This is a genomic window from Nostoc sp. (assembly GCF_036919575.1).
In the GTDB taxonomy this organism is placed as follows: Bacteria; Cyanobacteriota; Cyanobacteriia; order Cyanobacteriales; family Nostocaceae; genus Nostoc.
The window spans coordinates 1-23,956 of record NZ_JBALBY010000132.1 but is presented as its reverse complement, the minus strand read 5'-3'; the positions used below and the strand labels follow the sequence as shown (position 1 = coordinate 23,956).

Genomic DNA, 23,956 nt, shown 5'->3' with positions numbered 1-23,956 from the left:
ACCTCCGTAACTTGCGGCAGAGCCACCAGGAGTTGCATTTCCAGCTTCTTGCTGGAAACGAGATTTTAAATGAGTTTGGGCTTAAGTTGACACCAATGGAATCCGCGAAGGTCATCTATCTATATTTTATTTTACCTCTCTATTTTAATAACCTTACAGCCCGGAAGTTGAGATTTACGCAGGCTAAGGATGCTCAAATACTGAGAGAGTTAGAAACATTAATAATGTAATATGCGATGCCTGCGGCGGGCTACGCCAACGCACCTCAAAAGCTAAGTTGTCAGAAAGCATTGACGAAAATACCAGATTCCCGACTTCATTCAAAAGTCGGGAATCTGAATCTTAGCCTTTAGCTAACTTCTTCTGAGATGTGTAGTAAACCTTACTACCAGTATCAGGTACAAAATGGCAGCTGATACATGAATTCCATAATGACTTCCAAATGGGTTCTTCCGATTTGTGGAAATACTCACCCATCACTGGTTTTATTGCCTCAGTTGCTTTCAACAAATTGTAGTGAGGGATGTTAAGGAATATATGGTGAGCAACATGAGTACCGATATCATGATGGATATGATTGATCAAACCATAATTACGGTCAATGCTAGAAATCGCCCCTTTCAGGAAAGTCCAATCTTCTCCACGATACCATGCAAGGTCTGGCTCAGTGTGGTGCAAGAATGTCACCAAATCCAGCCAAATTATGAACACAAGGTAAGGTACAGCGTAATATTTCAATAACCACATCCAACCCCATTGGTAGGTGAGGAAACCTAGCAAACCTACCATGCCCATCAAAAGTACAGTACTAGTGATGACATCCCATTTTTCCGATGGTTTGAAAAGCGAACTGCTGGGCAAAAAGTGGGAGCCTTCCTTATTAGGAGAACGCTTAAACAAATACACAGGATAAGCCAAGAGGAAAACATAATATCTGCCGATCTTTTGGGCTAAAGGCATCTCCTTATATTGTGATTCTGTCACAGGATACCAGCTTTCATCGTTATCGATATTGCCAGTATTTTTATGGTGAGTTCTGTGGCTAATCCGCCAACCATGATAAGGAACAAGTATTGGTGTGTGAGAAAGATGTCCAATCAAATCATTGAGCCATTTATGCTTAGAAAAAGATTGGTGTCCGCAGTCATGTCCGACTACAAACAAAGCCCAAAACATTGTTCCTTGCATTAGCCAGAAAATCGGGAAGAAAACCCAAGAATCCAGGTAATGAGCTACTGCATAAAGCAGACCGATAATCAAGATGTCACGAAAGAAGTAAAAAAGTGATTTTGTCACATTGGGTTGAAAGCATTCAGCAGGAATTGCAGCTTTTAAATCCCCAAGTGTGAAAGGTAATTTAGTCGTATTCTCAGAGGTTTCACAACTAGGAGAGTTATTGAAAGCGATGGTATTTGATTGCACTGGATTCTGTTGTTGAATATAAATCGGAACTTTATCGAACAGAATTCAGGAGTCAGGAGTCAGAATTCAGAATGAATTCTGTGCGAAAAAGCGGATGAATAATCGGCGTTTTTGCACCCCCACCAAATTTTCTTGTTTTGTGGTGCAACAATTCAGTCGCGGGTCTGAATCCCCGACTGATTGATTCTGACTTCTGAATTCTTCTTCAATTGAGAGAAGATCATCTCACTTCTAGGATGCCCGAAAGCTAGCGATCGCTAACACACAATCGGATCATTTTTGGCAATTTACCTAAAATGTTAGTCAGTAAACAATTGCCAGATTCTATTTAAACACAGCATGATAAACGCTCTTGTCGGTTCAAGAGCGTGAGTGTAATCACAGTGCTATTTATCGCTCTGTATAATATTCGTTGAAAGTCTTATAGCCAACATCAGTTGTGTATAGTTGACACTGGTCTGTGATCTGCTTCATTAAAGACCAAGAAAACTGACACTCATCATGTAGATAAGGCTGCCAATTTTCTTTGATGCTGCTGTAAGCTAGCCGCAAATTATAAGAAGGAATCGCAGTGGAAATATGATGAGGGACATGAACATTGATATCGTGGCACAGGATTTCTACCCAACGCGGATAATCGCAATGAATAGTGCCAAATAGCTGTGCTAGAGCCTCATTCCACTTGTTCACTGTCACAAAAGGAACATCTGCGGCAGTATGGTGAACAATAGTAAAAGTACTCATCCAAAAATGGTAAATCATCCAGGGTACTAGCCAAAACTTGACAAATCCCCAGATACCAGTTGTGGCGATCAGAATCGGGAAAGCGATCGCTGCAAATACAACGACTACAGCCACAGAAAGCTTGATACTCGATTGGTCTTTAGTTTTGAAGTTCCGCCAATCAAAATGCACCACAGCCCAATGTCCAATGGAACCTACCCACCATAAGCGTTTACGCATGAACAGTTCAAAAGCAGACTGTCGGGTTTTATCCCAATTTTCAAACACTTCCGGTTGGATTGGATGCCAAGCGTTGTCCTCATCCAGCTTGTTGGTATGAGTATGGTGATAATTATGCTTAATGCGCCAACTGTGAAAGGGGTAAATTAACGGCATCATAAAGAAATGCCCCACCAAATCATTTACCCAACGACGTTTGGCAAAAGACCTATGACCACAATCATGGGCAATTACAAAAAAACCTGTTAAAGCAGTGCCCGTAAAAATCCAAGCTAGGGGCAAAAGAAACCAAGGAGTGATGCTTAGGCTGTAGTAGCCCAAGGCAACTGCCAAGACACTTAGCAGTACTTGTGTCCAAGCTTTGCGACGGTTCTGTTGAAAACATTCCCGTGGCACGGTTTTGACAATATCTTTGAGCCTTAGATCGGAATTACCAGGCTCGTCACTTACTTTCTGGCTGTTAATTATTGATGTAGTCATGGACACCTGAAAAACAACAAACTCCTCCACCAAGTCACCAAAAAGCAACTTGCCGCAAAATTCCTTGATATTAGCGCTTCGGATTATAGCAACCTAACCGACACAAGCGCACCCGTAAATAGACTTTTGAAAAGTTAGGAGTTAGGAGTGATAAGTTATGAGTTAAAAAAGATAGACATCCTGTAGCCTTTTTTAATCTAGTCAAGTGCAGCTTAACCTCACCCCGATAAAGCTGTGCTTTATCTCCCCTCTCCTTAGTAAGGAGAGGGGGTGGAGGTGAGGTTTTGATATATACTTCATGCACCTGGAAACCGCCATAGCTCCTAACTCCTGTACAGACGCGATTAATCGCGTCTCCTAACTCCTGTACAGACGCGATTAATCGCGTCTCCTAACTCATTTTGCTTGGGGCTAACTTCACATTAGTAGCCAGACCAACTGCTTGCAGCAATTGAACAGTCATCCAAGTTAAATCGATTTCCCACCATTCCAGCCCATGACGAGCTGAGTATTGAAAGGCATGATGGTTATTGTGCCAGCCTTCACCGAAAACTAGTACGGCTACCCACCAGCAATTGGTCGATCGATCACCAGAATCATAGCTCTGATAGCCAAATTTATGAGTAGCACTGTTCACCAACCAAGTGCAGTGGTAAACCCAGACAATGCGAACAAAAATTCCCCAAACAACGAACGGCCAGCCACCCAGAAGCAAAAGCAATACACCCAGAGCAACCTGGATCAAAATGAAATATTTTTCCAAAAACTGATAAAATGGGTCTTCGGCAATGTCCTTGGTGAAACGAGGAACATCAGCGTGAGCGGGACAATAGTGAATCAGCCAATCCATGTGGCTCCACCAAAAGCCTTTATTGGAATCATGGGGATCAGCGTCAGTATCTGAGTGCAAATGATGGATACGATGTGTTCCTATCCACTCAATGGGGCCTCCTTGACAGGAGAGTGTCCCGAAGAAAACCAACAGGTATTCTAGCCACTTGGGAGTTTGAAAACTGCGGTGGGTAACAAGGCGATGAAATCCCAGAGTTACGCCTAAACCGCCAGTTACCCAATACAGCAAGAAACCCACACCAACTGCTGTCCAGCTAAAGTTACCAGGAACAAAGGCAAATAAAGCGCCGATATGCAGTCCAATGAAAAACAGGGTATTAACCCAGTTAATTTGAGGTTTAGTTGAAGTAGCAATTGTCATGCATTAACCTGAATTTGAATTTTTTGGCCTAGTCTGTGCGATCTAAAAATCCGCATATCTATAATTTTATTTTGAACAAGGAACTGATGAACAGCTTAGAACAGCTGCGGCAAGCAGAACAGGCACTATTAGAAATTTTTTCTGGAATTGACGCTCAGGTCAAGCATAATCTAAAACGAGTCCTGGATGCTTTTCGTAATCACCGTGTGGGCGCACACCACTTTGCGGGTGTAAGTGGCTATGGTCACGATGATTTAGGACGAGAAACTTTAGATAAAGTTTTTGCCGAAGTTATGGGTGCCGAAGCTGCGGCGGTGCGAGTGCAGTTTGTTTCGGGAACTCATGCGATCGCCTGTGCTTTGTTTGGTGTCCTCCGTCCTGGAGATGAAATGTTAGCAGTGGTCGGTTCTCCCTACGATACGCTTGAAGAAGTCATTGGTTTACGGGGTCAAGGTCAAGGCTCTCTGATCGAGTTTGGCATAAAATACCGCCAATTGGAGCTAACCCCCCAAGAAACTATAGATTGGCAAGCAATAAGTACTAGTGTGGCTGAAAACACGCGTTTAGTGTTAATTCAGCGTTCTTGTGGCTATTCTTGGCGTCCGAGTTTATCAATTGCTGATATTGAAAAAATCGTCCACTTAGTCAAACAGCAAAACCCGAACACCGTTTGCTTTGTGGATAACTGCTATGGCGAATTTATTGAAACCAGGGAACCTACAGCCGTAGGTGCTGATTTAATCGCTGGGTCATTGATTAAAAATCCTGGTGGCACCATTGTCAGCGCTGGCGGTTATGTCGCCGGTCGCGCCGACTTAGTGGAAGCCGCCGCCTGTCGTCTCACTGCTCCCGGTATCGGTAGTTATGGTGGTGCTACTTTTGACCAAAATCGTCTGCTGTTCCAAGGACTATTTTTAGCGCCGCAGATGGTCGGAGAGGCGATGAAAGGGACTTATCTGACTGGTTATGTCTTTGACAAACTCGGTTATCCAGTTAATCCCGGTCCCCTGGCTCCCCGTGGGGATGTAATTCAGGCAATTAAACTCGGTTCTGCCGAAAAGCTAATTGCTTTCTGTAAAGCCATACAACAGCATTCTCCTATCGGTTCCTACTTAGACCCTGTTCCAGATGAAATGCCGGGGTATGAGAGCCTGGTAGTCATGGCTGGGGGGACATTTATTGAAGGGAGTACTTTGGAATTATCAGCAGATGGACCTTTGCGTGAACCGTATGTGGTTTATTGCCAGGGGGGAACTCATTGGACTCATGTGGCGATCGCATTGTCAGCTGCGATCGATGCAGTCGGAAGTTGTGAGGTTTGTTGAGAAATTAGTTAAAGGCGATCGCTAGCTTATTCAACCTATATCGCCTCACATTTTGTACGATTTTCTCTAACCAACACGCTATAGGGCAGCACAGCTAGCTGTGCTACCCTACGAAATACCTAATTTACAGGCAATTTCAAACGACTATAGTAGGTTTAACCAAGTACCGTGGGTTTAAGTCCCCCGGTTCAATAACCGGTAAGTTTTGGGTCGGGGTCTAAATAAGAGTCACAAAACTTACTTGCGACTTGCGACTTGCGACTTGCGACTTGTTTTAAATTTCATCCCGTCCGTGAACTTGAGCCGGTGGACTAGTTGCCTCAACAGCAGTAAATGGTTCAAGGATTTTGTAAGTGTGGCTAGCTCCTTTAGGCACAACCCAGGAATTCCCAGGCTCTAGTAAAATTGTTTGCCCTTCAATGTCCAATTGGGCACGACCATTAATTACATAACCAACTGTTTCATAGTCGCGCGAACTTGGCTCTTTGTGTTCGTTTGGTTGTTCGTCTTCCCAAAGACGGATCGCAACATCTTTGCCAGAGGCTAGATATTTTTGACCAAGTTTACCTTTAGGGGAATGGGTAGAATCTATTTTCGTAACGGTGCTATCACTCATATTAAACTCCTAAAATTAGGGTTTGAGTACAACTTTGGTGCAGTTTTCTTTCTTGTCCTTAAAAATTTCGTAGCCGTGGGGCGCTTGTTCTAGAGGTAATGTGTGGCTGATGATGAATGTTGGATCAATTTCACCGTTTTGGATGTGTTCTAGCAAAGGTTTTAGATACTTGTGGACGTGGGTTTGTCCCATTTTTAAGGTTAGACCCTTGTTCATAGCAGCACCCATCGGCACTTTGTCTACAAAGCCACCATACACACCCGGAATTGATACGTGACCACCTTTCCGACAAGACACAATTACTTGCCGTAATGCTGTTGGGCGATCTGTTTCTAGACGCACCGCTTGCTTTACTTGATCGTATAATGCCATAAAATCTGTGCCGTGTGCTTCCATTCCCACTGCATCAATGCAAGCATCGGGTCCACGACCGCCAGTCATTTCTTTGAGTGCTTCGCCTACATCCACTTCTTCGTAGTTGAGAACTTCAGCTTTGCCGTATTCTTTAGCCATTTGCAGACGTTCGGGAATGCGGTCAATGGCAATGACATGATCCGCACCTAGCATATATGCGCTTTTGATCGCGAATTGTCCGACTGGGCCACAGCCCCAAATAGCGACAATATCACCAGGTTTGATGTTGCAGTTTTCAGCTGCCATATAGCCAGTGGGGAAAATATCTGTTAGAAATAGCACTTGTTCATCCGTCAAACCATCGGGAATTTTAAACAAGCCTACATCGGCAAATGGAACTCGTGCATACTCTGCTTGACCACCGGCATAACCGCCGAATAAATGAGAGTAGCCAAATAGACCTGATGGCGAATAGCCCATTTGCTTTTCTACTAACCAAGCATTGGGGTTAGAGTTATCGCACAACGACGATAAATCCCGATTGCAGAAAAAGCAGTTACCGCAGGAGATGGTGAAGGGAACAACGACGCGATCGCCTACGTTGACATTTTTAACTGCGCTTCCCAGTTCCACGACTTCCCCCATGAATTCATGACCAAGGATATCGCCCTTTTCCATTGTGGGGATGTAGCCGTTGTAAATATGCAAATCAGAACCGCAGATTGCCGTAGACGTAATTTTAACAATGGCATCGCGTGGGTTGATAATTTTCGGGTCGGGAACTGTTTCTACCCGCACATCATTTGCTCCATGCCAGCAAACTGCTTTCATAATTATTTAGTCCTTAGTTATGATTGTTGGCTGGTTAATATCAAGATAAATACTAGATTTATCGTGATGTTGAGACGCGATAATTATCGCGTCTCAGTAGCTACTCAAAAGTTATTTGACAACAATATATAGCTGACTTTTCACGGTATCTGGAAAACCTCACTTCTATTTCTCTCTCCTAAAAGGAGAGAGACTTTGAATTTTCCCCCAACCCTGGTAGGGAAGGGGGTTAGGGGGTTAGGTTTTTGTGGCTTTTCCACATAACGTGAAAAGTCCGCAATATATAGCGGTTCTCGGTTGTGTAGGTACGAACCCCACCCCCAACCCCCTCCCCGCTTGCGAGGAGGGGACTATGATCTACCTCATGTGATTAGGAAACGCTATATGAGTCAAAAATTTAGACTCAAAAGTTGCCACAAATCTAGCTTCTGTCTCTCAGTTGTTTGCTAGCTAGAATGATTTTGGGAATAACCTTCTGTATCTTTATCAGATGATGAAGATTTATCTCCGGCTTCGTTGTTTGCAGGATCAAAAAACTCTTTTGTAGCTTTAGGAGCTTTTTCATCCAAATTTAGCTTTTCGCGGATATTATCAGCAACGCTTTTTAATGGATTTTCGGTATCTTTGATTTGGGTATCGTTTCTGATTTCACCTTTGTCTGGTGTTCCCTTGTAATAAGTACCTTCTGGAGTTTTAACATCAGCTTGTGCTACATTAACGTAGCTAAAAGCCTGACCCAGTAAAAACATAAATCCTACCAGAAAAACTACAAGGATTTGGGAGATCCGAATATTCCGCAGCCATGAAATTACTCGATTCATAAAAACCTCGATTGCATTATGTTGGGTGTACAATTCAAAACGCTGAATGACTATTCACCATTCAGGGTTTAAGAACAACTTTGATGCAGTTATCCTTTTTTTGTTGAAATATATGATAGCCTTCTAAACGAACAGCATCGATGCCACGGCTACCAATCTTCTCTTTCAACGCTTCGCCAGCATTAACTTCTTCGGTCTTCGGAGTTAATCACTTCTGCTTTGGCAAACTTTTTCGCCATTTCCAGGCGTTCGGGAAAGCGATCGCTATTGATCGCTTTTTCAACACCCATCATCTAGGCGCTAATTATATGGCGTCATTGGGGGAATAACTACTTGCTTCCCCTTGATTGACCTTCGGTGGTGGCAATTTCGCCTGCTTCCATTAGCATCTTGAAGCGGCGCAATTCATCACCAATTTGCTGTTCTGGTTCTTCACCAAAAAGTTTAGCTACGGTAGCTCCCAACGCTCCACCTGGCGGGTTATACTCCAAGACAATCTTTACTTCTGTACCGCGATCGCCTGGGGCTTTTTTAAAGCGAACAAAACCAGAATTATCAACGTCTGCACCTTCCACAGAAGCCCAAGAAATAAACTCATTTTCCCGGTCTTCGAGAATTTCGGCATCCCATTCTACGCTGTTACCCAAGGGTGCATTGGATATCCAATGAGAACGTTTTTCGTTGTACACGCTTACAGATTTGAGATGCTTCATAAATGTAGGCAGATTCTCAAAGTTGTGCCAAAAGCGATACAATTCTTCTGCCGATTTATTAATTGTTACCGTCTTTTCAACTTTGATGGGTTGGTTTATCCCGATTGCTTCTTGTGCTTGCTGGATTGCGCTTTGTTTAGTTGCACCTTGATATAGCAAACCCCCACCAGCTAAAGCCGTCAGCACTCCCCGCAAAGAGCCTTGTCTTAAACCCATCAGCACCATCGCACCACCACCGATGAGAGATGCCCAACGCTCTACTTCACTAGCTTCACCTTGACTGGTAGTCAGTTTATCACCTGATGTCGAAGTCACTTTTTTATATCTCCATCACAGTAAATTAACCACAGAGGCGCAAATAAGTAAGTCGTTGGAAATAAACCCAATTATGTTACGAAACGTAAATAGGCTTAAAACCTTGACCAATGACCAATGACAAATGACAAAGCTGCGGTTTGTTAGATTGATACAGCAGCCCCTGTAGTCGGCTTAGGAGGCTGAATTTGAGCGGCTATCCGCGCCCGATATAGTTCTACCAATCGCTGTTCGGATTTCAATAAATCGTGGTAAATTTCTTTGAAAATAGCAGTTGCTACTGGGTCAGTTAACATCGCAGACAAATTGCCAATATCGCCAATACCCGTTTGCACATCCCCCAAAGCGGAACGTAACTGATATATATCATCACTTCCGGTTAAGGCAGTTTTCACCTTGGCATACTGATTGGCAATATTTGCCCCCAAAGAGGGTTTTTCGCCCAGTAGCTGAAGGTAGGTTTCCAGTTTTTCAATGTGGCGCTGTTTATTAGCAATGATTTCTTGAAAAACTGATTTTACTTCGCTATCTGATTCCTTTTCCAAGTACTTCTCAAATGCTTCTAGCGAATAACGTTCACCAGTAAGGGCACTATTTAAACCTCTGCTGATCTCACTTTTAGTTGAGCCACCCCAAGCATCAGCTAGCTTCCACCATTCAGCAGTTGTGTCTTTCTCATTTGGTAATGCAGCATCTTTGCCACCATAACCCAAACGGCTTAAAATAGCTGTGGTGAAAATTGGCAAATCTCCGGGTTCACGAGATGTAATTAAATTTCCGTCAACTACCACCGGTTCGTCTAAATAATTTCCACCAGCGTTAATGATGTCTTTAGCAATAGCGCTAAAGCCTGTAACTTGTTTACCTTTGAGCAAGTCGCCTTCAATCAAAACTTGTGGGCCGTGGCAAACCGCAGCTACCAATTTTCCTTGTTGTATAGCCTCTTGTACAAAGCGTACTGTGTTAGGGTTTCGCCGCATTTTATCGGGAGCCATCCCACCAGGAATCACTACTGCGTCGAATTCGGCTGCGATCGCTTCTGTCGTAGTACCATCAGCTTGTACGCTAAGTTTACCGCGTTTACCCTTATATTTTTCATTGATTCGGGAACCGAGAACTACTACCTCGATTCCTGCTTGTTTTAGTCCATTATAAGGAACTGTAAATTCTGCATCCTCTACTGCCTGTTCAATGAGAATGGCAACTTTTTTATTCCTGGAATGATTGTTATAGTCAGTCATAGATGGTATTACCTGTTTTTTTCTAGTTTTTAACTAGCTAAAATATTGATTGCTCAAAAATACAAAATAATTATGAGTTAGAAGTTGGCTACTGAAGAATTTCGGTTTGATAACCCCTAACTCATAACTAAAAAACTTCAACTACAAGTTGCTTGACCATGATTTCATATTTCCAATAGTATGGCGCGATCGCTAATTCAGCGTCGTTCCAAGGGGATAGATTATTTTATTTCTAAAGCTATACCTCTCTAGTTAGACAACTTCTTGACAAGAAAACGTTATTGTGAGAATGCAGAAAAGGACTAGTATCATGGCAGAAAAAAATCATCATGACAAAATTAAAACCAATGATTTGCCACAGGAAATTACCGAATCCTATGGTACTGGTGTAAAAGACTTGTCGGGATACAATCTTGGCGGTACTTCAACGGAAGCAGAAACAGAGGAGTACACAGAAACTAGTCCTGAATTCACTGCTGGGGATGTTGATACTTATTGGCAAGATGCAGATGCAGTTGGGGATAAAGCCGTTGGTGGTAGTACTTCCAATCCCGATCAAAATGTAACTGAGGAGCTAGAAGCAGCCGTAGGGCTAGAAATGGATGACTCTGAGTTTCTGCATACCAACGATATTTTAGAGGAACGTGACGGCGATCGCTGGGAGTTAGATCCAAAGTCTTCTGAAGATTATCAAGACCGGCGAGAATAAGCTAAATAAAAGCAGAAGCGGTATTTCTACTGTATATATTACAAATTGGATATAGCCGTTTACAAATTAATGTCGCTGAATTGGGCAGTGCTTAAAAAAGCACTGTCACAATCAAATTAACATCTATCCACCGAAATATCTCTTAAAAATCTCTCAAATTTTTAGCATTCCAATTCTGACTCCTGAATTCTGACTCCTGAATTCTGAATTCTTCTTTATGATTCCAAGACATCTGTCTTCAGTAGGGTAAAACTCCAAATGTAAATTTGATAACGTTATTGATAACACTGATAAATTGCAACTGGAGTTAATAATGACATACACGCAAACTAACGATCCAACTATTCGTGAACATGTTCAAGCTTGGCAAAAGTTAGATGTGGATCAACAGCTTGCTTTGTTTTGGTTCATTTACAAAGAAATAGGGAGGTCAATTACTCCAGCCGCTCCTGGTGCCAGCACTGTCTCGCCAGAAATAGCTGAAGGTTTATTTAATCAAGTTAAGGACTTAACTCACGAACAACAATTACAAGTTCAGCGTGATTTGATTAATAAGGTGGATACCCAAATTTCTCGTGAATATGGCTCTTTGGGTGATACCACCAAGCTACTGTTTTGGTATCGATTATCTCAAGGTATGGAAAATGGCACTATCATTCCTATACCAGATGATTATCAACTTCCTTCAGAATCTAAAGCATTGTTTGGCAGAATTCAAGGATTAGCCTTTGAGCAACAGATTACTCTTTTCCGTGATTATGTTTCGCCAATGGGTGCCGAAGCAAAAGCAGGTGCTGGAATTTAGCAAATTTCTAACTTTTGAGGCTGCTTGAGGGTATCTCTTAAAGCTTGCTATATCCGCCAGTCGCTTAATCTAAAGCTGAATTTTGATTTTTGTTGATAAATAAATACAGAGTAAAAACTAAAACTCTTACTCTGTAATTATCTATATCAACAGCTATTTACTTGACATGAATTATTACCAGCAGAACAGATTTACTCAAATCAATTCATGTTCGTTCTGTTTAAGAGCAAAGCGATAGTCGAACTGGCTGAAGGCAGGATTACAATTTTCACTTAATAATTTTTTAGTTAATTAAGTAGTTAATTACTTCGAGGTGTTTATGACTTCTACCAACATCAATTTTTTAGAACAAAGTGTAACAAAATTTCAGAATTTGGATATAGACGATCGCCTGACGGTTCTAGCGTTACTGTATACTGAAATTGCTGATACAATTCCAGCGATCGCTCTCAATGATATGCCAAATGAAAAGACTGCGAATTTAGTTGCACGAATTCAAAATCTACCCCAAGCAGAACAGCTTTTGGCTTTGCGTCAGTTGCTAAACCAAGATGAAGTACGGGGAAAGGCAATTTCTAATGAAGAGTATGCTTCAATAAGCGTTGACGAGAAATTGGCTTTTTGGTATCAACTAGCCCAAAATTTGGGAACTTCAATCATCGGTGTACCAAATGACTATATACCTTCTGAAAAAGCTACAGAAGTATTAGATTTACTTCACACACCGAACATTGAGGATTTAGTGACTTTCTTCAAGCGGGTGCTGTAACAGTTTTGAGTCAAGAATCGTAGGTGGGGCTATGCCTCACCTTTATTTTTAAGGACAGTAACGACAATTAAGGGACTGACAATTAATGAAGTCGGAAGTCGGAAGTCGGAAGTACAGTTTTGTAACGGGGATTTAGATTTAGACATCAAAACTTAAAGCCGTGCAAGAAGCACGGGGTTTTAAACCCAATTTTTTGATAAAAAAATACTCAACTACTTCTTGTGGGGTGGGCTACACGAGTGCACGTATACAAAGGCGGGCAAGATGCCCACCCCACAAGATTGGCTAATTTATTTGTTGGAAGTCCCTAACACTCTTGTCTCGTTCCCAGTCTCCGACTGGGAATACCCTTCATTGAGGCTCCGCCTCAAGACTTGCGGCAGAGCCGCAATGATCTGCATTTCCAGCCTCTGGCTGGAAACGAGGTTTTGAAAGGGTTTTGGCTTAAGTTGACACCAATGGCTTTTCGGCCCACCCCATAAGATTGGGTAATTTATTTGTTGGAAGTCCCTAACCTTTTTTAATCACTGCTTGATAGCGACCTAACGCGATTAAAGGAAAGTATTGTTGATACATATGATACTTGAGATAAAAATGGCAGGGGAAGCCGGTACCTGTAAAGTCTGCCTCAAACCAAGTCCCATTGGGCTGTTGAGTTGCCACTAAATAGTCAATTCCCCGCTCAATTACATCAAGAGCTAATTTACCAGTTGCTTCACCTGCTGCTATCAACCCTATTATTGCCCAAGCAGTTTGAGATGCAGTACTATTTCCTTTCCCTTTAAGACTGGGATCATCATAGCTGCGGCAAGTCTCACCCCAACCCCCATCTGGATTTTGACATGCCACTAACCAAGCTGCTCCCCGTTGTATACTGAGTTTATGCCTTTGAGGAGCAATTAACGCCAAGGCTGAGAGGACACCACTTGTGCCGTAGATATAATTTACACCCCAACGACCAAACCAACAGCCTTCAGTTTCTTGTTCGCGCAGAAGATAAGCAAGCGATCGCTCTAAATTATCACTATCAATTGACAGATTACAAGCACCCAGCATTTCTATGACTCTAGCCGTAACATCTGCGGTGTTTGGATCAATCATGGCTTTCAAGTCGCCATAAGGAATCGAGTTGAGCCAATCTTGATCGTTATCCAAATCAAAAGCAGCCCACCCGCCCGGTTTACATTGCATAGATGCAATCCAGTTTAAGGCACGAGCGATCGCAGCCTGTTTGATTTTTTCATTAGGAAGTTTTACAACATCTAGAGCCATCACCACCACAGCCGAGTCGTCTACATCTGGATAAAAGCGATTGTCAAACTCAAACGCCCAAGCCCCTGGTTTTCCTTGGCGATTTTTTACAGCCCAATCTCCGTAATCTAAAATTTGTTTTTGCAATAACCATTCTCCAGCTTGCACCACAGCCGAATGATCTGGTGCAAAACCAGAATCTACCAAAGCACGTATTACCCAAGCTGTATCCCAGATAGGTGAAATACAGGGCTGTACCCGGTAGTTATTTTCTGTTTCAATGCCAAAGTTATCAATTGCTTGCAAACCTCGTGCCACAATCGGGTCGCTTGGGTGATAATTCAGACAGCGTAAAGCTAGCATTGAATTCAACATCGCCGGAATAATGCCGCCCCAGTCGCCTGTAGCTTCTTGGCGCTCTAAAATCCACTTTTCGGCGGCTTTGATTCCTTGTTCACGGAAGGGTACTAAATTCAGGCGTTCTGCTAACTTGAACCCCCGATCGAGAGTGAGAAATAAATCTGTCCAATCGCCAATTTGGGGTAATTCCCACCGGACTTGATCAACACCTTCAACGTATAGTTCATCTAGGTTGATAGTTGGATCGGTGATAAAAACAGGTTTGCGATCGCATACAATCAGTAATGGCACTGTGCTGGAACGTGCCCAGCTAGACATCTCGTAGATATTGACCGGGAAAGCCTTTGGCAACAGCATCACCCAAGCTGGTAGTGAGGGAATACCGCGCCAGTTGTAGCAGCCAATCAAGGCTAAGTGCAACTTGGTAAAAATCCGAGTTTTGCTGATACCGCCCCGTTTGAGAATAAAAGCTTGCGCCCGAATCATCGCCGGATCGCTTGCTGGTACACCTAGCAACCTCAACGCCATGTAAGCTTCAACCGAGGTGCTAAGTTCTCCGCCATCACCATAGTAAAGTTCCCAGCCGCCATGCTGCCGTTGCTGTTGACGCAGATAGGCTGCAACTTTGTCTAAAGGTCTGCCTTGGTCAGTTCCCCAAATTTTATGTAGGAGGACGACTTCAGCAGTGATGGTAACATTAGATTCCAACTCTGCCCACCAGTAACCTGCGGGATTTTGAATCGAAAGCAAATATTCTTGGCTAGCTGCGATCGCCGTTGCAACTTGATTGACTTTTACCCTGTCTTGTGTTTGCATCAAATACTATTTAACCTCAACACCCACTTATAAACACGGTAATACAATGAGTGAAAAAATTTTTCCTCAATCAGTAGAGTTAGTATTGTGTCTGAGTCACTGAAAATTTGCAATATAGCGGTTCTCGGTTTAGTGAGTTATAAGAACCCCACCCCCAACCCCCTCCCCGCAAGCAAGGAGGGGGCTAAGATATACCTCATGTGATTAGGAAACGCTATAGGTCAGCCCCCTTCGTAGGAATTAAAAATTAAATTCTTTTATTTTGAATTGGAGCAAAGCGACGGTCATGGGTGTAATTGTATTAGAATTGCAACTAACTAGATTGCAAGCATTTCTAAGCTATTTTTTAGTAGCAGGTGAGTAGCATTTAAAAGTCTGGGCACTCAGCTTTAGTGACATCTGGGTGGCAGTAGTACCTTAAAACTGTTTGGACGTTATCCCCGATCCAGTAAGCTACCTTTTCTGGGGACGATCCAGAAGCGATCGCCCAAGTAGCGAAGGTGTGCCGAGTACTATAAGCATTTAGGTAGGGAATCATGCCTTGGTCGGCTAATTCTGTTACAACACCGCTATAGCGATATTCCCCAGTGTCGTTGTATCTCCAACATTTGTTTAAAATATTTAAATTGAGTCTCTGCCCAGTCGTGCTTTTGAAAATCAATTCTTTTGGGTCGGGGGAATTAGGTTGAACCTCTTCAAGCAAAGATTGCAGTTTGGAATCTTGCAGGCAGGAGAACACCCGCCGTTTGTTATTTTTGGTTCCTTTTACAATACGAACGCGAGAGGCATAGGCTTTTGTAATAGAGATCCTGGTGCATTGATGGCTGACATCCCCCCATGTCAAAGCAAACGCTTCTCCGTGTCGGCATCCAGTCCAAAATAAAAATTTAATCAGGCTACTGTAGTGTGAAAATTTGGGGTGAGATTCAAAAGCAGCAATGATTAGATCCCTTTGTTCCAATGTGTAAGCTTTTTCGTTACTGCGACTTTTGGGACTTGGTAATTGCATTTTTTCAAAAGGATTGGAATTAATTAAGCACGAATCAATAGCCCATCTACAGCACCTAGAAAAAGCCGCAAGTGTTTTGTACGCTGTATGGTAGCTGTATTCAGCTAACAACCAATCTCTGATTGTTGGAGCATTTTTGATTTCCTTACTTGATAGCTTTACAACAATTTTAGTTATTTGCTTGTAATCACTCTCTAGTGTTGATAGTTCTAAATGTTGAGATTTGAAATCTAAGAATTTATCCCATAGCTTATCCAAAGATATTTTCTCTACGGGGACTACAGTATTTTGATAATTTCCAAATTTGTAGGATTTTAGCGTAGAATCAAATCGCCCCAGTGCAATGTCTCTCTGAATTTATTCCCAGCGAGGCTCTACGACAATTCTATTTTTAGATGAATCTTTAAGCCCGCTAGACAAATAAAATTGCTTGCTATAACCATTGACTCTAAAGCGAATATTTAGTTTTTTCGTTTTAGGGTCTACGGTTATTGCCATATTTACTCCTCGTAGGACTCATCAAAATCACCAAGGAAACGCAATAGGAAGTCACGGTAAAATCCATCTTTTTCGATGTAATCAGCAGTAAAAGGATGTCTACAACCCTCTAGCGGAACAGGTCGCATAAATTCTTCCCAATGGGTAGGGGCACAGTTATACCGCTTCTTGGGATTGAAAATCCAAGGCTCGGAAAAAGTCACATCTCCGTCGAGTTTTAGATCGTGGATTACCAGCAGTCCTCCTTCTGGATGTACTTCGTATGGCAAATCAATTGCATACCAGAAACCTCCCATCCACATCTCATTGCGGACACTTGTAACCCAATTGTTATATTCTTCATTTTGAGCAATCAGGTGTTCTTCAGTGGTGCAATCCCATTCATGACTTGGAACGATAACTAGCAGTCCCACGCCTGGCATCCAACGAGGATTTAGGTAGTAAGGCAATGGCCACGGATCAGCTAAATTTTCGCAGTAGCGGCGATTGCACTCAAAGTCACTGCAAATTAAACCAATTGGACAATCTCTCAAAACGTTCCCCTCCCACCGCACAAGGTACAGGAGTAAAAATTCACTCCACCAAAGGAAAGTACTCCCTTGCCGTGGCACTTGGAACACAGTTCAATTTCGTCATAATCTGGATCATCTTCATCAAACGCCCCAAATGTTACCGCAGTCGTCACACTCCCAATATCCGTATTTTTCTTCGTATTGCAGCCATGTACAATCGCATTTTGGGCAATTCTTGTTAGTCATCCTTCTCTTTCTCTAAACTACAAATATCCAGTGCCTTTACAGGTTGAGCATCTACCGGGTTGACTGTCGCCGATATAGGCATAAATTTTCCCAGTGCCCGCACAGTCCCAGCAAGAAACAGACTCCTCATAAGCGTCTAACTCTTCTTGGGTTAGTGGCTCGTTTTCTTTGTCAAGTTCCGCATCGATGAGCCGACGAAGCTCGTCGATCGCTTCTTCTTCTGAATCGTATTCCTTGCTTTCTAAGTCGAATGGATGATTACAGGATGCAAACCATTTGCCCTGCCTGTCTGAAGAAATTCGGATAAGCACCCATCTGTGATGCCTGCAATCATTAAGGATTGTTAATGATTTACTCTCTCTGCTTGGCTCCCAACTCATTGGTTATAAAAAAATATGTTGATTTTTTAAGTTTTTTAAGCCCCAAAAATTTTGTCTACAATCACTAAAAAGCTTTCTGGGATTAACAAAAAATGGTAATGGACACCCCTCGGCTAAAAAATTGCAGAAGGCGCGATCGCACTTGAAATCGCTACAAATCAAACCAATTGGGCAGTCTGAAGTAGTCATGTCTCTAATATCTGTTTGAACTGGGCATAAGCTTCCTTCCAAGCGGCTGAACCGCCCTTCTTGCACTGCCAGAGATGCTCTATAATCTCGGTTTGGTTCAGTTCAGATCTCAGGGCGTTAATCATGGCTAAAGCCTGTGAACGGGTTAGGTTCAGAGGCGTGAACCTTGGTTCCGAACCGTTACCAGAATCGCTGTATTCCCTATCAGTTGGTTGGTTCAGTGGTTCAGAGTCCGGTTCAGGTGGTTCATCTTGAACTGCATCCAAGCATCCTTCTAGCATCGCCCTGGCGTCGCGGTCATAGACAGAGTAATTAGGCAGTGTTGGCAGTGAAAACCAGTTATTAAATTGTCCGTAGTAGTAGCATCGATTAACAGGAGATTCTTTGCATAGATCCTGGATGTCCTCTGATGGCAATTTGCGATCCGCTGGCAACCATTTGGTTCCAATTAAAGCAGTATAGGTCGTTAAGCTCTCATTCGTGATTAGGGTTAGTGGCATAAATTGCGATCGCACCCCACCGCTAACGCCAATGTCTTCAGTATTTGGGTTTAACGCCAGAATCCAAATGTTCCAGCCTTGAGAATCGCCAACGCTAACCAAGCTCATAATCACTGATTTAAACCAGTTGCCCTCACCGCTCTGTTTCATCAGACTAGATAGATAAGTTGCTTCGTCCAAAATCAGCAACTTCTGCCCCGCCGCACTCTGAAATTCTTTAATGGCTGCCTTAAACCATTCAACCACCGCAGATGGTTTCTGTTCTAGTGCCTTGGTGCGTTTGAGAATATCTACTCTACCAGTAAAATAACCCGTTTCTTTTTCATCACCTTTGGGGTCGATGTAAAAAATAGTCGTGTCTGGGTGTTTAGCTTTGATTGCCTCCAGGGCGTTGCTAACAGTTAATCCCTTGCCGCTGCCTTGGGCTCCAATTATCAAGTGGTTGCGAATCCGATCGCTCATTGCACCGATTAAATCATTGGCGACTGGGATCTGCGGGGCGCTTAAGGTAATTACCCCACGCAATCGGCTAACGGCATTCGTTGCACTTCCCACAAGCGCCGTGACTTTTTGGGTAGCAGATGTAGCGCCCGAAGACTTCGGGATTAGAGATTGGGCATCAGAGTTTGGGCTGTGTCCTCGGTCAATTGCCCAGCGGATTTGGTTAATGCACTCTTCTAAACCAACTTGTTGGGCGTAATCTTTCAGGTCATTACCTTCCAGAAATGCCGCAACACATCCATAATCTCTAATTGCCGACTCAGCTGAGTTGACAGAATGAGTTTTCCGAAAAGAACGGTACAAAATCAGCGAGAAAGCCAGCACCCCGGTCAGAGGAGAGGCGATCGCCCCCAGAACTAATCCAGCAATAATTGCACCACCGACACCAAGGTTGCTATCTGTTGAATCAACCCGCTCAACCGCTAATTCTTGCCAGTCTTCAGGACTGCGGGATTTTTCCGGTTTGAAATTAGTCATAAAAATATCCCAAAAAGGGAGGGTGTCCCTCCCCGCCTCCGTCTCTACTTCAGGTATTTGGTAGTTTCTGCCCACCAAAGCGCTAGATTCACCAAAATTTCAATTGCAAACATCGTGATTAGCATCAGCGCAACCCCACTCCAGTCAATCAAATTCCACTGTGCAGTTGCCAGAGCAAACAATAATTGTCCGATGTCACCCCCAGGAATTGGGGGATAGGCGATGGAACAAAACAAGGCGTCTACACCATAAGAAACCTTGGCGTAGGTTCGGGCTTTCCGCATAGATTGCAGTGGCAGCAGGTTGTAGAGCCGTTTTAGCTGTTTGACTACCGGATCATCTTTCTCGCCGATTTGGTAAACTCCCCCGGTGGCAACTTCATCAAGTACATTTTTCATGTATCTCCTGTTATGTTTCAGGAGTATGGGAAGAATTTGGCAGACTTGAATTACTGCCCAAATCAGTAAGCCTATCCCCCAATGGCTGACTAAACCGATAGCCTGAAATAATTTACCTAGTATAGGAATTGCGTAGAAACCTTGAATTAATGTAGTGTCAATTACCCTACTAGAAAGGACTTTGACTACATAGGCATAAGGACCAATGTTCAGGTAACATATCCACAATCCCAAACCAACCGCACCCCAGCCAGCAATTTTTAGAGCAGTTTTTGAAAGGTTGAATTTGATTCTCTTACGTCTAAAAAAGGTGGTCATTGGTACGATGCCCTCCTATTGCTTTCTAGGGATTGCTTGATTAGCTGGCTATTCCCCGTAAACGCCTCAGAGGCGACGACCGGCTGAAATTTGCCGTCACCGTCAAAATCTCGCGGTTCTAAAATTGCGCTGGTTCCGTACCCATCACAGACTACAGTTCCTTTCGGAAGTGGCTGTTTTGTTATGGGGTCGTAGACTGGTTTACCTTGGGCGATCGCCACCAGTCGCCCTTTGTACAAAAGAATTAAACACCCATTTCTGTAGCGTTCTTCGGCGATTGCAGCTTGGTTCTTGGCCGATTGCTGGCTAGCTCGTAGCTCGTTATTCTTGGCTGTGGCTGTTTGCATCATCTCTTTGGCATTACCAAGAGAATTAAAGGTGTTGGTGATGTTACCACTGCCAAACAGCAAGCTTGTGCTAGTACCGACCGTTAACAGCACTGTTATGAAGTCAAGCTTCATCGCCACCCTCCCCAGTTAAAGGATTAACGGTGCTGACAAAATGAACTTTTGCGATGCTGGCTTGGGCTATAGAAAGTGCCTTTTCTGGATCGTCAGTGGGAGTTACTTGGGTTACTCCCTTGTCGGCGCTGCCCTCACAGACATAATATTTTGCCTTAAGGTTGATGCTATCGAGTGTCATTTTGGTAAAATATCCTTTGTGATGTATGCGCTGCTTCTTGCGGGAATCTGACATTGGCTAATGGCTCTGGACATCAGGTAGAAGCTGATAACAACAGAGGTAATGCCAATGATGATTGCTAGCCAGTTTGGTTTTTGACGCTGGTTAGCGGTTAAACGTCGGATTCTCCGCTTGGCGGCAGCAGGTATTTTGGGGAGCGGTGCCACTCCTCCAAGGCTTTTATTTCTAGCTGAAAGTCGGCGGTAATTCCTTTCCCAAATTCTTTAATCATTTGAGGGGCTAACGTTCCCATATCTCCTTGTCCCAGGCGTTCAAAGGCTTTTTGCAAGGCATCAGCCCAAACGTAGTCAACGATGTTATCAGCCAGTTGCTCAGACATAACTGCTAGCTGCCCTGTGGCCACTTGAGCAGCATTCTCTCCAATTTGCTCAGTCCTGGTGGCAGCCTGTTGATGTTTTTGATTACGCAGTGCTTGGGCTACGGCTTCTCTGTCTCGTTCGTTCATGGTTCCAAATAATGGCTAATTTGTTTTATGGCTTCGGTTCTGCCTCGCTGGCTGACAAGTTGACGAAAAATCCATAGAGATTCCAATGTCTTTCTTGTAAATCCGCCGCTATGGCTGGTGTAGTCGATTAAGTCCAACTCTTGTAGTACCGCTCTATCTCGTCTAACTTGGCTGGGATGAATTCCTAGCAAGGATGCTGCCAGGGACATCGGTATCCAGTCAATTTGTGAGTCAAGTTGGAGTCGTTGAATGGTCATGCCTTGTTTTTGACTTATATTTGACTCCTGAATGACTAAATAAAAAGCTATTCGTTACCCACTAGCAGTGATGAAGCTGCATCTAATACCGTTTGCTGTTGTTCTAGGCTGAGTTGGTCGTTGCCGTCGCTCTCAATTACTTCCATCTCGGTTCCCGCACGGTAAAGGTAATTGTTTTTTAGGTCTTGGTTGTCCGTGCTGCTGGCTTTAGCAATGTAATGTTGGACGTAGGATTTGTTGATCTCTTCTGTCATTGGTAAAACTCCTTAAGAAATTTGAACAGTTGGCGATCGCTACGACTTACGGTTAGTGGACAGTTACAAAAGAAACATTCAGCATGGATGAGAGCTACGTGTTGAACCGCGATCGCCTTTTTGCTGTTTGACTAGACATCTGTTAAGCTGTCCTTTTCTAATCTCTGTAATAAGTTTGTGAAAGGACTCCGGGGCATCTATTCGCTCTGGAGTTTTAATTTGCCAGGAATTATTTAGCCCTGGCGCCGAAAATTTAACCTCCCTCTTCCTCCTCTTCCTCCTCCTCTTCTTCATTGCTGATGACAATGGTCACTCTGTTGTCGCCTGGGGCAAAACTGCTGATGTAATATTCCTGATCGTCGTCCAGGTCTTCGATCGCAACCTCTGCATCTGGCGGGTACTCGTGCAGCTTTTCAATTAGTTCTTTGACTGTCACTTTCATGTCGGTTTTCTCCGTGGGTTTGTCAAGTCAAGTCAAGTCAAGCTAAGTCAGGGTAAGTCAAGGTCAAGTCAAGTTTCCCCCTAGCAGGTCTTTACGATCGCTCATTGCGGGCAGGCTGCTATCTCTGCCTGGTTTGGGGTGAGGCTATTACGCGGGCTTGCAAAAAAAGTAGTTTGCGCGTACAACTAAATATAGTCTAATACTGCACGCAATAAATGTAAAGATAGTGCGCGTATACAATAAGGAATAGTGCATGGATACAACAAAAGATGAGAAAACCGTTACACGGACAGAGGAAGCGAAACCTAAACCTGTCAGTTTCTCCAGAGGCCGTGGAATTGTTGGAGGAGAAAGCGAATTTACTGGGAATCAGCAAAAGCGAGATAATCGAGCGTATCGCTCGCAATCAAGTATCTTCAGCCCCGGAACAGCAGTTACTGGGGGAGTGCTTGACAACCTGATCGATGAATATTGTGATCAGGTCGAACTCAAAGAGAATGAAATTCAGCGCCTTAATGACGAAGTAACTCGGCTTAAGTCCAGGGTTCAAGAGTTCAAAGTACTCCGAGACGAACTTCAAAAACAATTTCAGGAAGCTTCATAAAAGCCGTCCTGCCTACTATGGCAAGGACGGCTTTATTCATGGATATGTCGCCTACCCATCAGCAGGCGACGCATCTGTGATTATTCGGGATTGAGTTGCGATCGGAGATCAGCTAGCGGAGATTGTGGCTCACTGGTAACTGTCGAAGGCTTTGGCTCAGGCACTTTTGGCTCACTAGGGATAAACTCTAGCCGAAATCGAATTTTCCCAGCCTGCCATCCCCCTCCCTCTTCCAATAAAACCTTACAAGGTATACCGTGAGCAATCCAGCCAGACAGATGCGATTTAAACCAAGTTTGCATCAGTGAATTTTTGATTTCATTAACTTTTACTGTCTGTGCATTAGCAAAGCTGTAATCCACCCCCTGAAAAGACACAACATCATTATCGCGCAAGTAAATTTCGTCACTCATTTCGATTTTCTCTTTGGGTATAGCAATTGGCGGATCAAGCTACCAACTCGATCCGCCTTCCCTAAGCTTTCCCATTTCCCGCCAATTACTAAGGAATCAAACCAATGACTGTCCGAGCTAAATTCACTTGCCAATACAACAAAATTGACCAAGAAGACGGCGGAGCGACTGTTATCTTCCACCCAGTCACTACCAACCTACCTAGCGAAGAAAACCTAACTTTCTGGAAAGCAACACCAGCCGGTAACATTACACTCCAAATCACTAATCCACAGGCATCAGAGCAATTTCGAGTGGGCGCCGACTATTACGTTGACTTTACCCCTGTTGCGTGATGCTAAAAGCCATTTTGACCACAAGCACAGGGCAAATACTGCAAACCAAGGAGATGGTAGGCGTTAACGATTTCCCGCCCGCCTTAATTCTTGTCGATGGACTCTATCTATTCTTAATGCTCAAAACTCCCACCTCGGCTTTTTACCGAGAAACCAGTTACTACCTTTTCGATCCAACGCCAAGAAATCTAGCTAGCGAAATGGGACATCAGCTTGATCTAACTCCTAACTCCTAACTCCTAACTCCTAACTGCGATCGCACTTCTTAAAAACGATGCATCCAGGATTCCCGGCACGGATACCCAACGCCCAACGCCCAATGACCAATGACGAACCGAAAAGCCCGAAATTCACCGACCTGATGAACCAGACCGACACCGAAATGCAGCGAGTAGGCTGGACAGAAGCCCAAGGTCGAGAGCATTTGATGAAATGTTTCGGGGTGCGATCGCGCTAGCTCCTGACCGAGGAG

The 23,956-nt window shown here is 43.6% G+C and carries 29 protein-coding genes and 1 pseudogene; 8 read left to right on the top strand and 22 right to left on the bottom strand.

Translation table 11 applies throughout. The features are described 5' to 3' along the window. Positions 1-342: 342 nt before the first annotated feature. From V7K27_RS36320 to V7K27_RS36310, 3 genes are all read right to left on the bottom strand, one after another. A complete protein-coding gene (locus V7K27_RS36320) occupies positions 343-1,422 on the bottom strand; it encodes a fatty acid desaturase (RefSeq protein ID WP_334953734.1) in 1,080 nt (359 codons plus the stop codon). 390 nt (positions 1,423-1,812) lie between these two features. Beyond that, positions 1,813-2,865, bottom strand: coding sequence for a fatty acid desaturase (locus tag V7K27_RS36315; protein WP_334953733.1), 1,053 nt, complete (start codon positions 2,863-2,865; stop codon positions 1,813-1,815). Between the two features lie 391 nt (positions 2,866-3,256). Then, positions 3,257-4,078: an acyl-CoA desaturase gene (locus V7K27_RS36310; protein ID WP_334953732.1), complete on the bottom strand. Its 822-nt coding sequence runs from the start codon at positions 4,076-4,078 to the stop codon at positions 3,257-3,259. Between the two features lie 86 nt (positions 4,079-4,164). Here V7K27_RS36310 and V7K27_RS36305 point away from each other — a divergent pair, with 86 nt between their 5' ends. Beyond that, positions 4,165-5,403 (top strand): methionine gamma-lyase family protein, encoded by a 1,239-nt coding sequence (locus tag V7K27_RS36305; protein ID WP_334953731.1) that lies wholly within the window; start codon positions 4,165-4,167, stop codon positions 5,401-5,403. A 274-nt stretch (positions 5,404-5,677) separates the two neighbouring features. Here V7K27_RS36305 and V7K27_RS36300 read toward each other — a convergent pair whose 3' ends face one another. The 6 genes and pseudogenes from V7K27_RS36300 to V7K27_RS36275 form a co-directional block, all read right to left on the bottom strand. Beyond that, complete coding sequence (locus V7K27_RS36300; RefSeq protein ID WP_334953730.1) at positions 5,678-6,019, bottom strand: cupin domain-containing protein; 342 nt, start codon at positions 6,017-6,019, stop codon at positions 5,678-5,680. A gap of 15 nt (positions 6,020-6,034) precedes the next feature. Beyond that, entirely contained in the window at positions 6,035-7,204 is a 1,170-nt protein-coding gene (locus V7K27_RS36295) for a zinc-dependent alcohol dehydrogenase (RefSeq protein ID WP_334953729.1), read from the bottom strand. 446 nt (positions 7,205-7,650) lie between these two features. Next, a complete protein-coding gene (locus tag V7K27_RS36290) occupies positions 7,651-8,025 on the bottom strand; it encodes a hypothetical protein (protein WP_334953728.1) in 375 nt (124 codons plus the stop codon). A 115-nt stretch (positions 8,026-8,140) separates the two neighbouring features. Beyond that, positions 8,141-8,318 (bottom strand): annotated as a pseudogene (locus V7K27_RS36285) (glutathione-dependent formaldehyde dehydrogenase); the annotation flags it as partial. Positions 8,319-8,354: 36 nt separating this feature from the next. Continuing rightward, entirely contained in the window at positions 8,355-9,053 is a 699-nt protein-coding gene (locus V7K27_RS36280) for an SRPBCC family protein (RefSeq protein ID WP_334953727.1), read from the bottom strand. 143 nt (positions 9,054-9,196) lie between these two features. Next, positions 9,197-10,294 (bottom strand): DJ-1/PfpI/YhbO family deglycase/protease, encoded by a 1,098-nt coding sequence (locus V7K27_RS36275; protein WP_334953726.1) that lies wholly within the window; start codon positions 10,292-10,294, stop codon positions 9,197-9,199. 310 nt (positions 10,295-10,604) lie between these two features. On the opposite strand from V7K27_RS36275, the gene V7K27_RS36270 reads away from it, so the two are divergent. The 3 genes from V7K27_RS36270 to V7K27_RS36260 all read left to right on the top strand — a co-directional run bounded on the left by V7K27_RS36270 (position 10,605) and on the right by V7K27_RS36260 (position 12,577). After that, on the top strand, positions 10,605-11,003 hold the full coding sequence (locus tag V7K27_RS36270) for a DUF6335 family protein (protein WP_334953724.1): 399 nt from the start codon (positions 10,605-10,607) through the stop codon (positions 11,001-11,003). Between the two features lie 313 nt (positions 11,004-11,316). Further along, positions 11,317-11,808 carry an orange carotenoid protein N-terminal domain-containing protein gene (locus tag V7K27_RS36265; protein WP_334953723.1) on the top strand — a complete coding sequence of 164 codons (492 nt, stop codon included), beginning with the start codon at positions 11,317-11,319 and terminating at the stop codon, positions 11,806-11,808. 319 nt (positions 11,809-12,127) lie between these two features. Beyond that, complete coding sequence (locus V7K27_RS36260; RefSeq protein WP_334953722.1) at positions 12,128-12,577, top strand: orange carotenoid protein N-terminal domain-containing protein; 450 nt, start codon at positions 12,128-12,130, stop codon at positions 12,575-12,577. Positions 12,578-13,087: 510 nt separating this feature from the next. On the opposite strand, the gene shc is transcribed toward V7K27_RS36260, so the two are convergent. From shc to V7K27_RS36200, 12 genes are all read right to left on the bottom strand, one after another. Further along, on the bottom strand, positions 13,088-15,004 hold the full coding sequence (shc, locus tag V7K27_RS36255) for a squalene--hopene cyclase (protein ID WP_334953721.1): 1,917 nt from the start codon (positions 15,002-15,004) through the stop codon (positions 13,088-13,090). Between the two features lie 367 nt (positions 15,005-15,371). Further along, positions 15,372-16,013 carry a tyrosine-type recombinase/integrase gene (locus V7K27_RS36250; protein WP_334953720.1) on the bottom strand — a complete coding sequence of 214 codons (642 nt, stop codon included), beginning with the start codon at positions 16,011-16,013 and terminating at the stop codon, positions 15,372-15,374. A gap of 500 nt (positions 16,014-16,513) precedes the next feature. Then, complete coding sequence (locus V7K27_RS36245) at positions 16,514-17,044, bottom strand: hypothetical protein (protein WP_334953719.1); 531 nt, start codon at positions 17,042-17,044, stop codon at positions 16,514-16,516. 242 nt (positions 17,045-17,286) lie between these two features. Next, positions 17,287-17,580, bottom strand: a complete 294-nt coding sequence (locus V7K27_RS36240; RefSeq protein ID WP_334953718.1) for a hypothetical protein — start codon at positions 17,578-17,580, stop codon at positions 17,287-17,289. Positions 17,581-17,834: 254 nt separating this feature from the next. Then, the gene (locus tag V7K27_RS36235) at positions 17,835-19,316 is read right to left on the bottom strand and encodes a hypothetical protein (RefSeq protein ID WP_334953717.1); all 1,482 of its coding nucleotides are present in this window, start codon (positions 19,314-19,316) and stop codon (positions 17,835-17,837) included. A 44-nt stretch (positions 19,317-19,360) separates the two neighbouring features. Beyond that, entirely contained in the window at positions 19,361-20,032 is a 672-nt protein-coding gene (locus tag V7K27_RS36230) for a hypothetical protein (RefSeq protein ID WP_334953715.1), read from the bottom strand. Then, on the bottom strand, positions 20,029-20,493 hold the full coding sequence (locus V7K27_RS36225) for a hypothetical protein (protein WP_334953714.1): 465 nt from the start codon (positions 20,491-20,493) through the stop codon (positions 20,029-20,031). The genes V7K27_RS36230 and V7K27_RS36225 overlap by 4 nt, the downstream gene beginning before the upstream one ends. Next, the gene (locus V7K27_RS36220) at positions 20,483-20,728 is read right to left on the bottom strand and encodes a hypothetical protein (RefSeq protein WP_334953713.1); all 246 of its coding nucleotides are present in this window, start codon (positions 20,726-20,728) and stop codon (positions 20,483-20,485) included. Before V7K27_RS36220 ends, V7K27_RS36225 begins: the two co-directional genes overlap by 11 nt. A gap of 97 nt (positions 20,729-20,825) precedes the next feature. Further along, positions 20,826-21,179 (bottom strand): hypothetical protein, encoded by a 354-nt coding sequence (locus V7K27_RS36215; protein ID WP_334953712.1) that lies wholly within the window; start codon positions 21,177-21,179, stop codon positions 20,826-20,828. Beyond that, a complete protein-coding gene (locus V7K27_RS36210) occupies positions 21,176-21,436 on the bottom strand; it encodes a hypothetical protein (RefSeq protein WP_334953711.1) in 261 nt (86 codons plus the stop codon). The genes V7K27_RS36215 and V7K27_RS36210 overlap by 4 nt, the downstream gene beginning before the upstream one ends. A gap of 47 nt (positions 21,437-21,483) precedes the next feature. After that, positions 21,484-21,690, bottom strand: coding sequence for a hypothetical protein (locus V7K27_RS36205; protein ID WP_334953710.1), 207 nt, complete (start codon positions 21,688-21,690; stop codon positions 21,484-21,486). A 253-nt stretch (positions 21,691-21,943) separates the two neighbouring features. Beyond that, the gene (locus V7K27_RS36200) at positions 21,944-22,132 is read right to left on the bottom strand and encodes a hypothetical protein (protein ID WP_334953709.1); all 189 of its coding nucleotides are present in this window, start codon (positions 22,130-22,132) and stop codon (positions 21,944-21,946) included. A gap of 269 nt (positions 22,133-22,401) precedes the next feature. On the opposite strand from V7K27_RS36200, the gene V7K27_RS36675 reads away from it, so the two are divergent. Next, a complete protein-coding gene (locus V7K27_RS36675; RefSeq protein ID WP_442947681.1) occupies positions 22,402-22,593 on the top strand; it encodes a ribbon-helix-helix domain-containing protein in 192 nt (63 codons plus the stop codon). Positions 22,594-22,816: 223 nt separating this feature from the next. Here the strand turns inward: V7K27_RS36675 and V7K27_RS36190 are convergent, their stop codons facing one another. After that, on the bottom strand, positions 22,817-23,149 hold the full coding sequence (locus tag V7K27_RS36190) for a KGK domain-containing protein (RefSeq protein WP_334953707.1): 333 nt from the start codon (positions 23,147-23,149) through the stop codon (positions 22,817-22,819). 104 nt (positions 23,150-23,253) lie between these two features. Between V7K27_RS36190 and V7K27_RS36185 the strand changes: the two genes are divergently transcribed. The 3 genes from V7K27_RS36185 to V7K27_RS36175 are packed head-to-tail and all read left to right on the top strand — an operon-like array spanning position 23,254 to position 23,941. Beyond that, entirely contained in the window at positions 23,254-23,484 is a 231-nt protein-coding gene (locus tag V7K27_RS36185; RefSeq protein WP_334953706.1) for a hypothetical protein, read from the top strand. Then, positions 23,484-23,720, top strand: coding sequence for a hypothetical protein (locus V7K27_RS36180; protein ID WP_334953704.1), 237 nt, complete (start codon positions 23,484-23,486; stop codon positions 23,718-23,720). Before V7K27_RS36185 ends, V7K27_RS36180 begins: the two co-directional genes overlap by 1 nt. A 38-nt stretch (positions 23,721-23,758) precedes the next feature. Further along, on the top strand, positions 23,759-23,941 hold the full coding sequence (locus tag V7K27_RS36175) for a hypothetical protein (RefSeq protein ID WP_334953703.1): 183 nt from the start codon (positions 23,759-23,761) through the stop codon (positions 23,939-23,941). Positions 23,942-23,956: the final 15 nt, after the last annotated feature.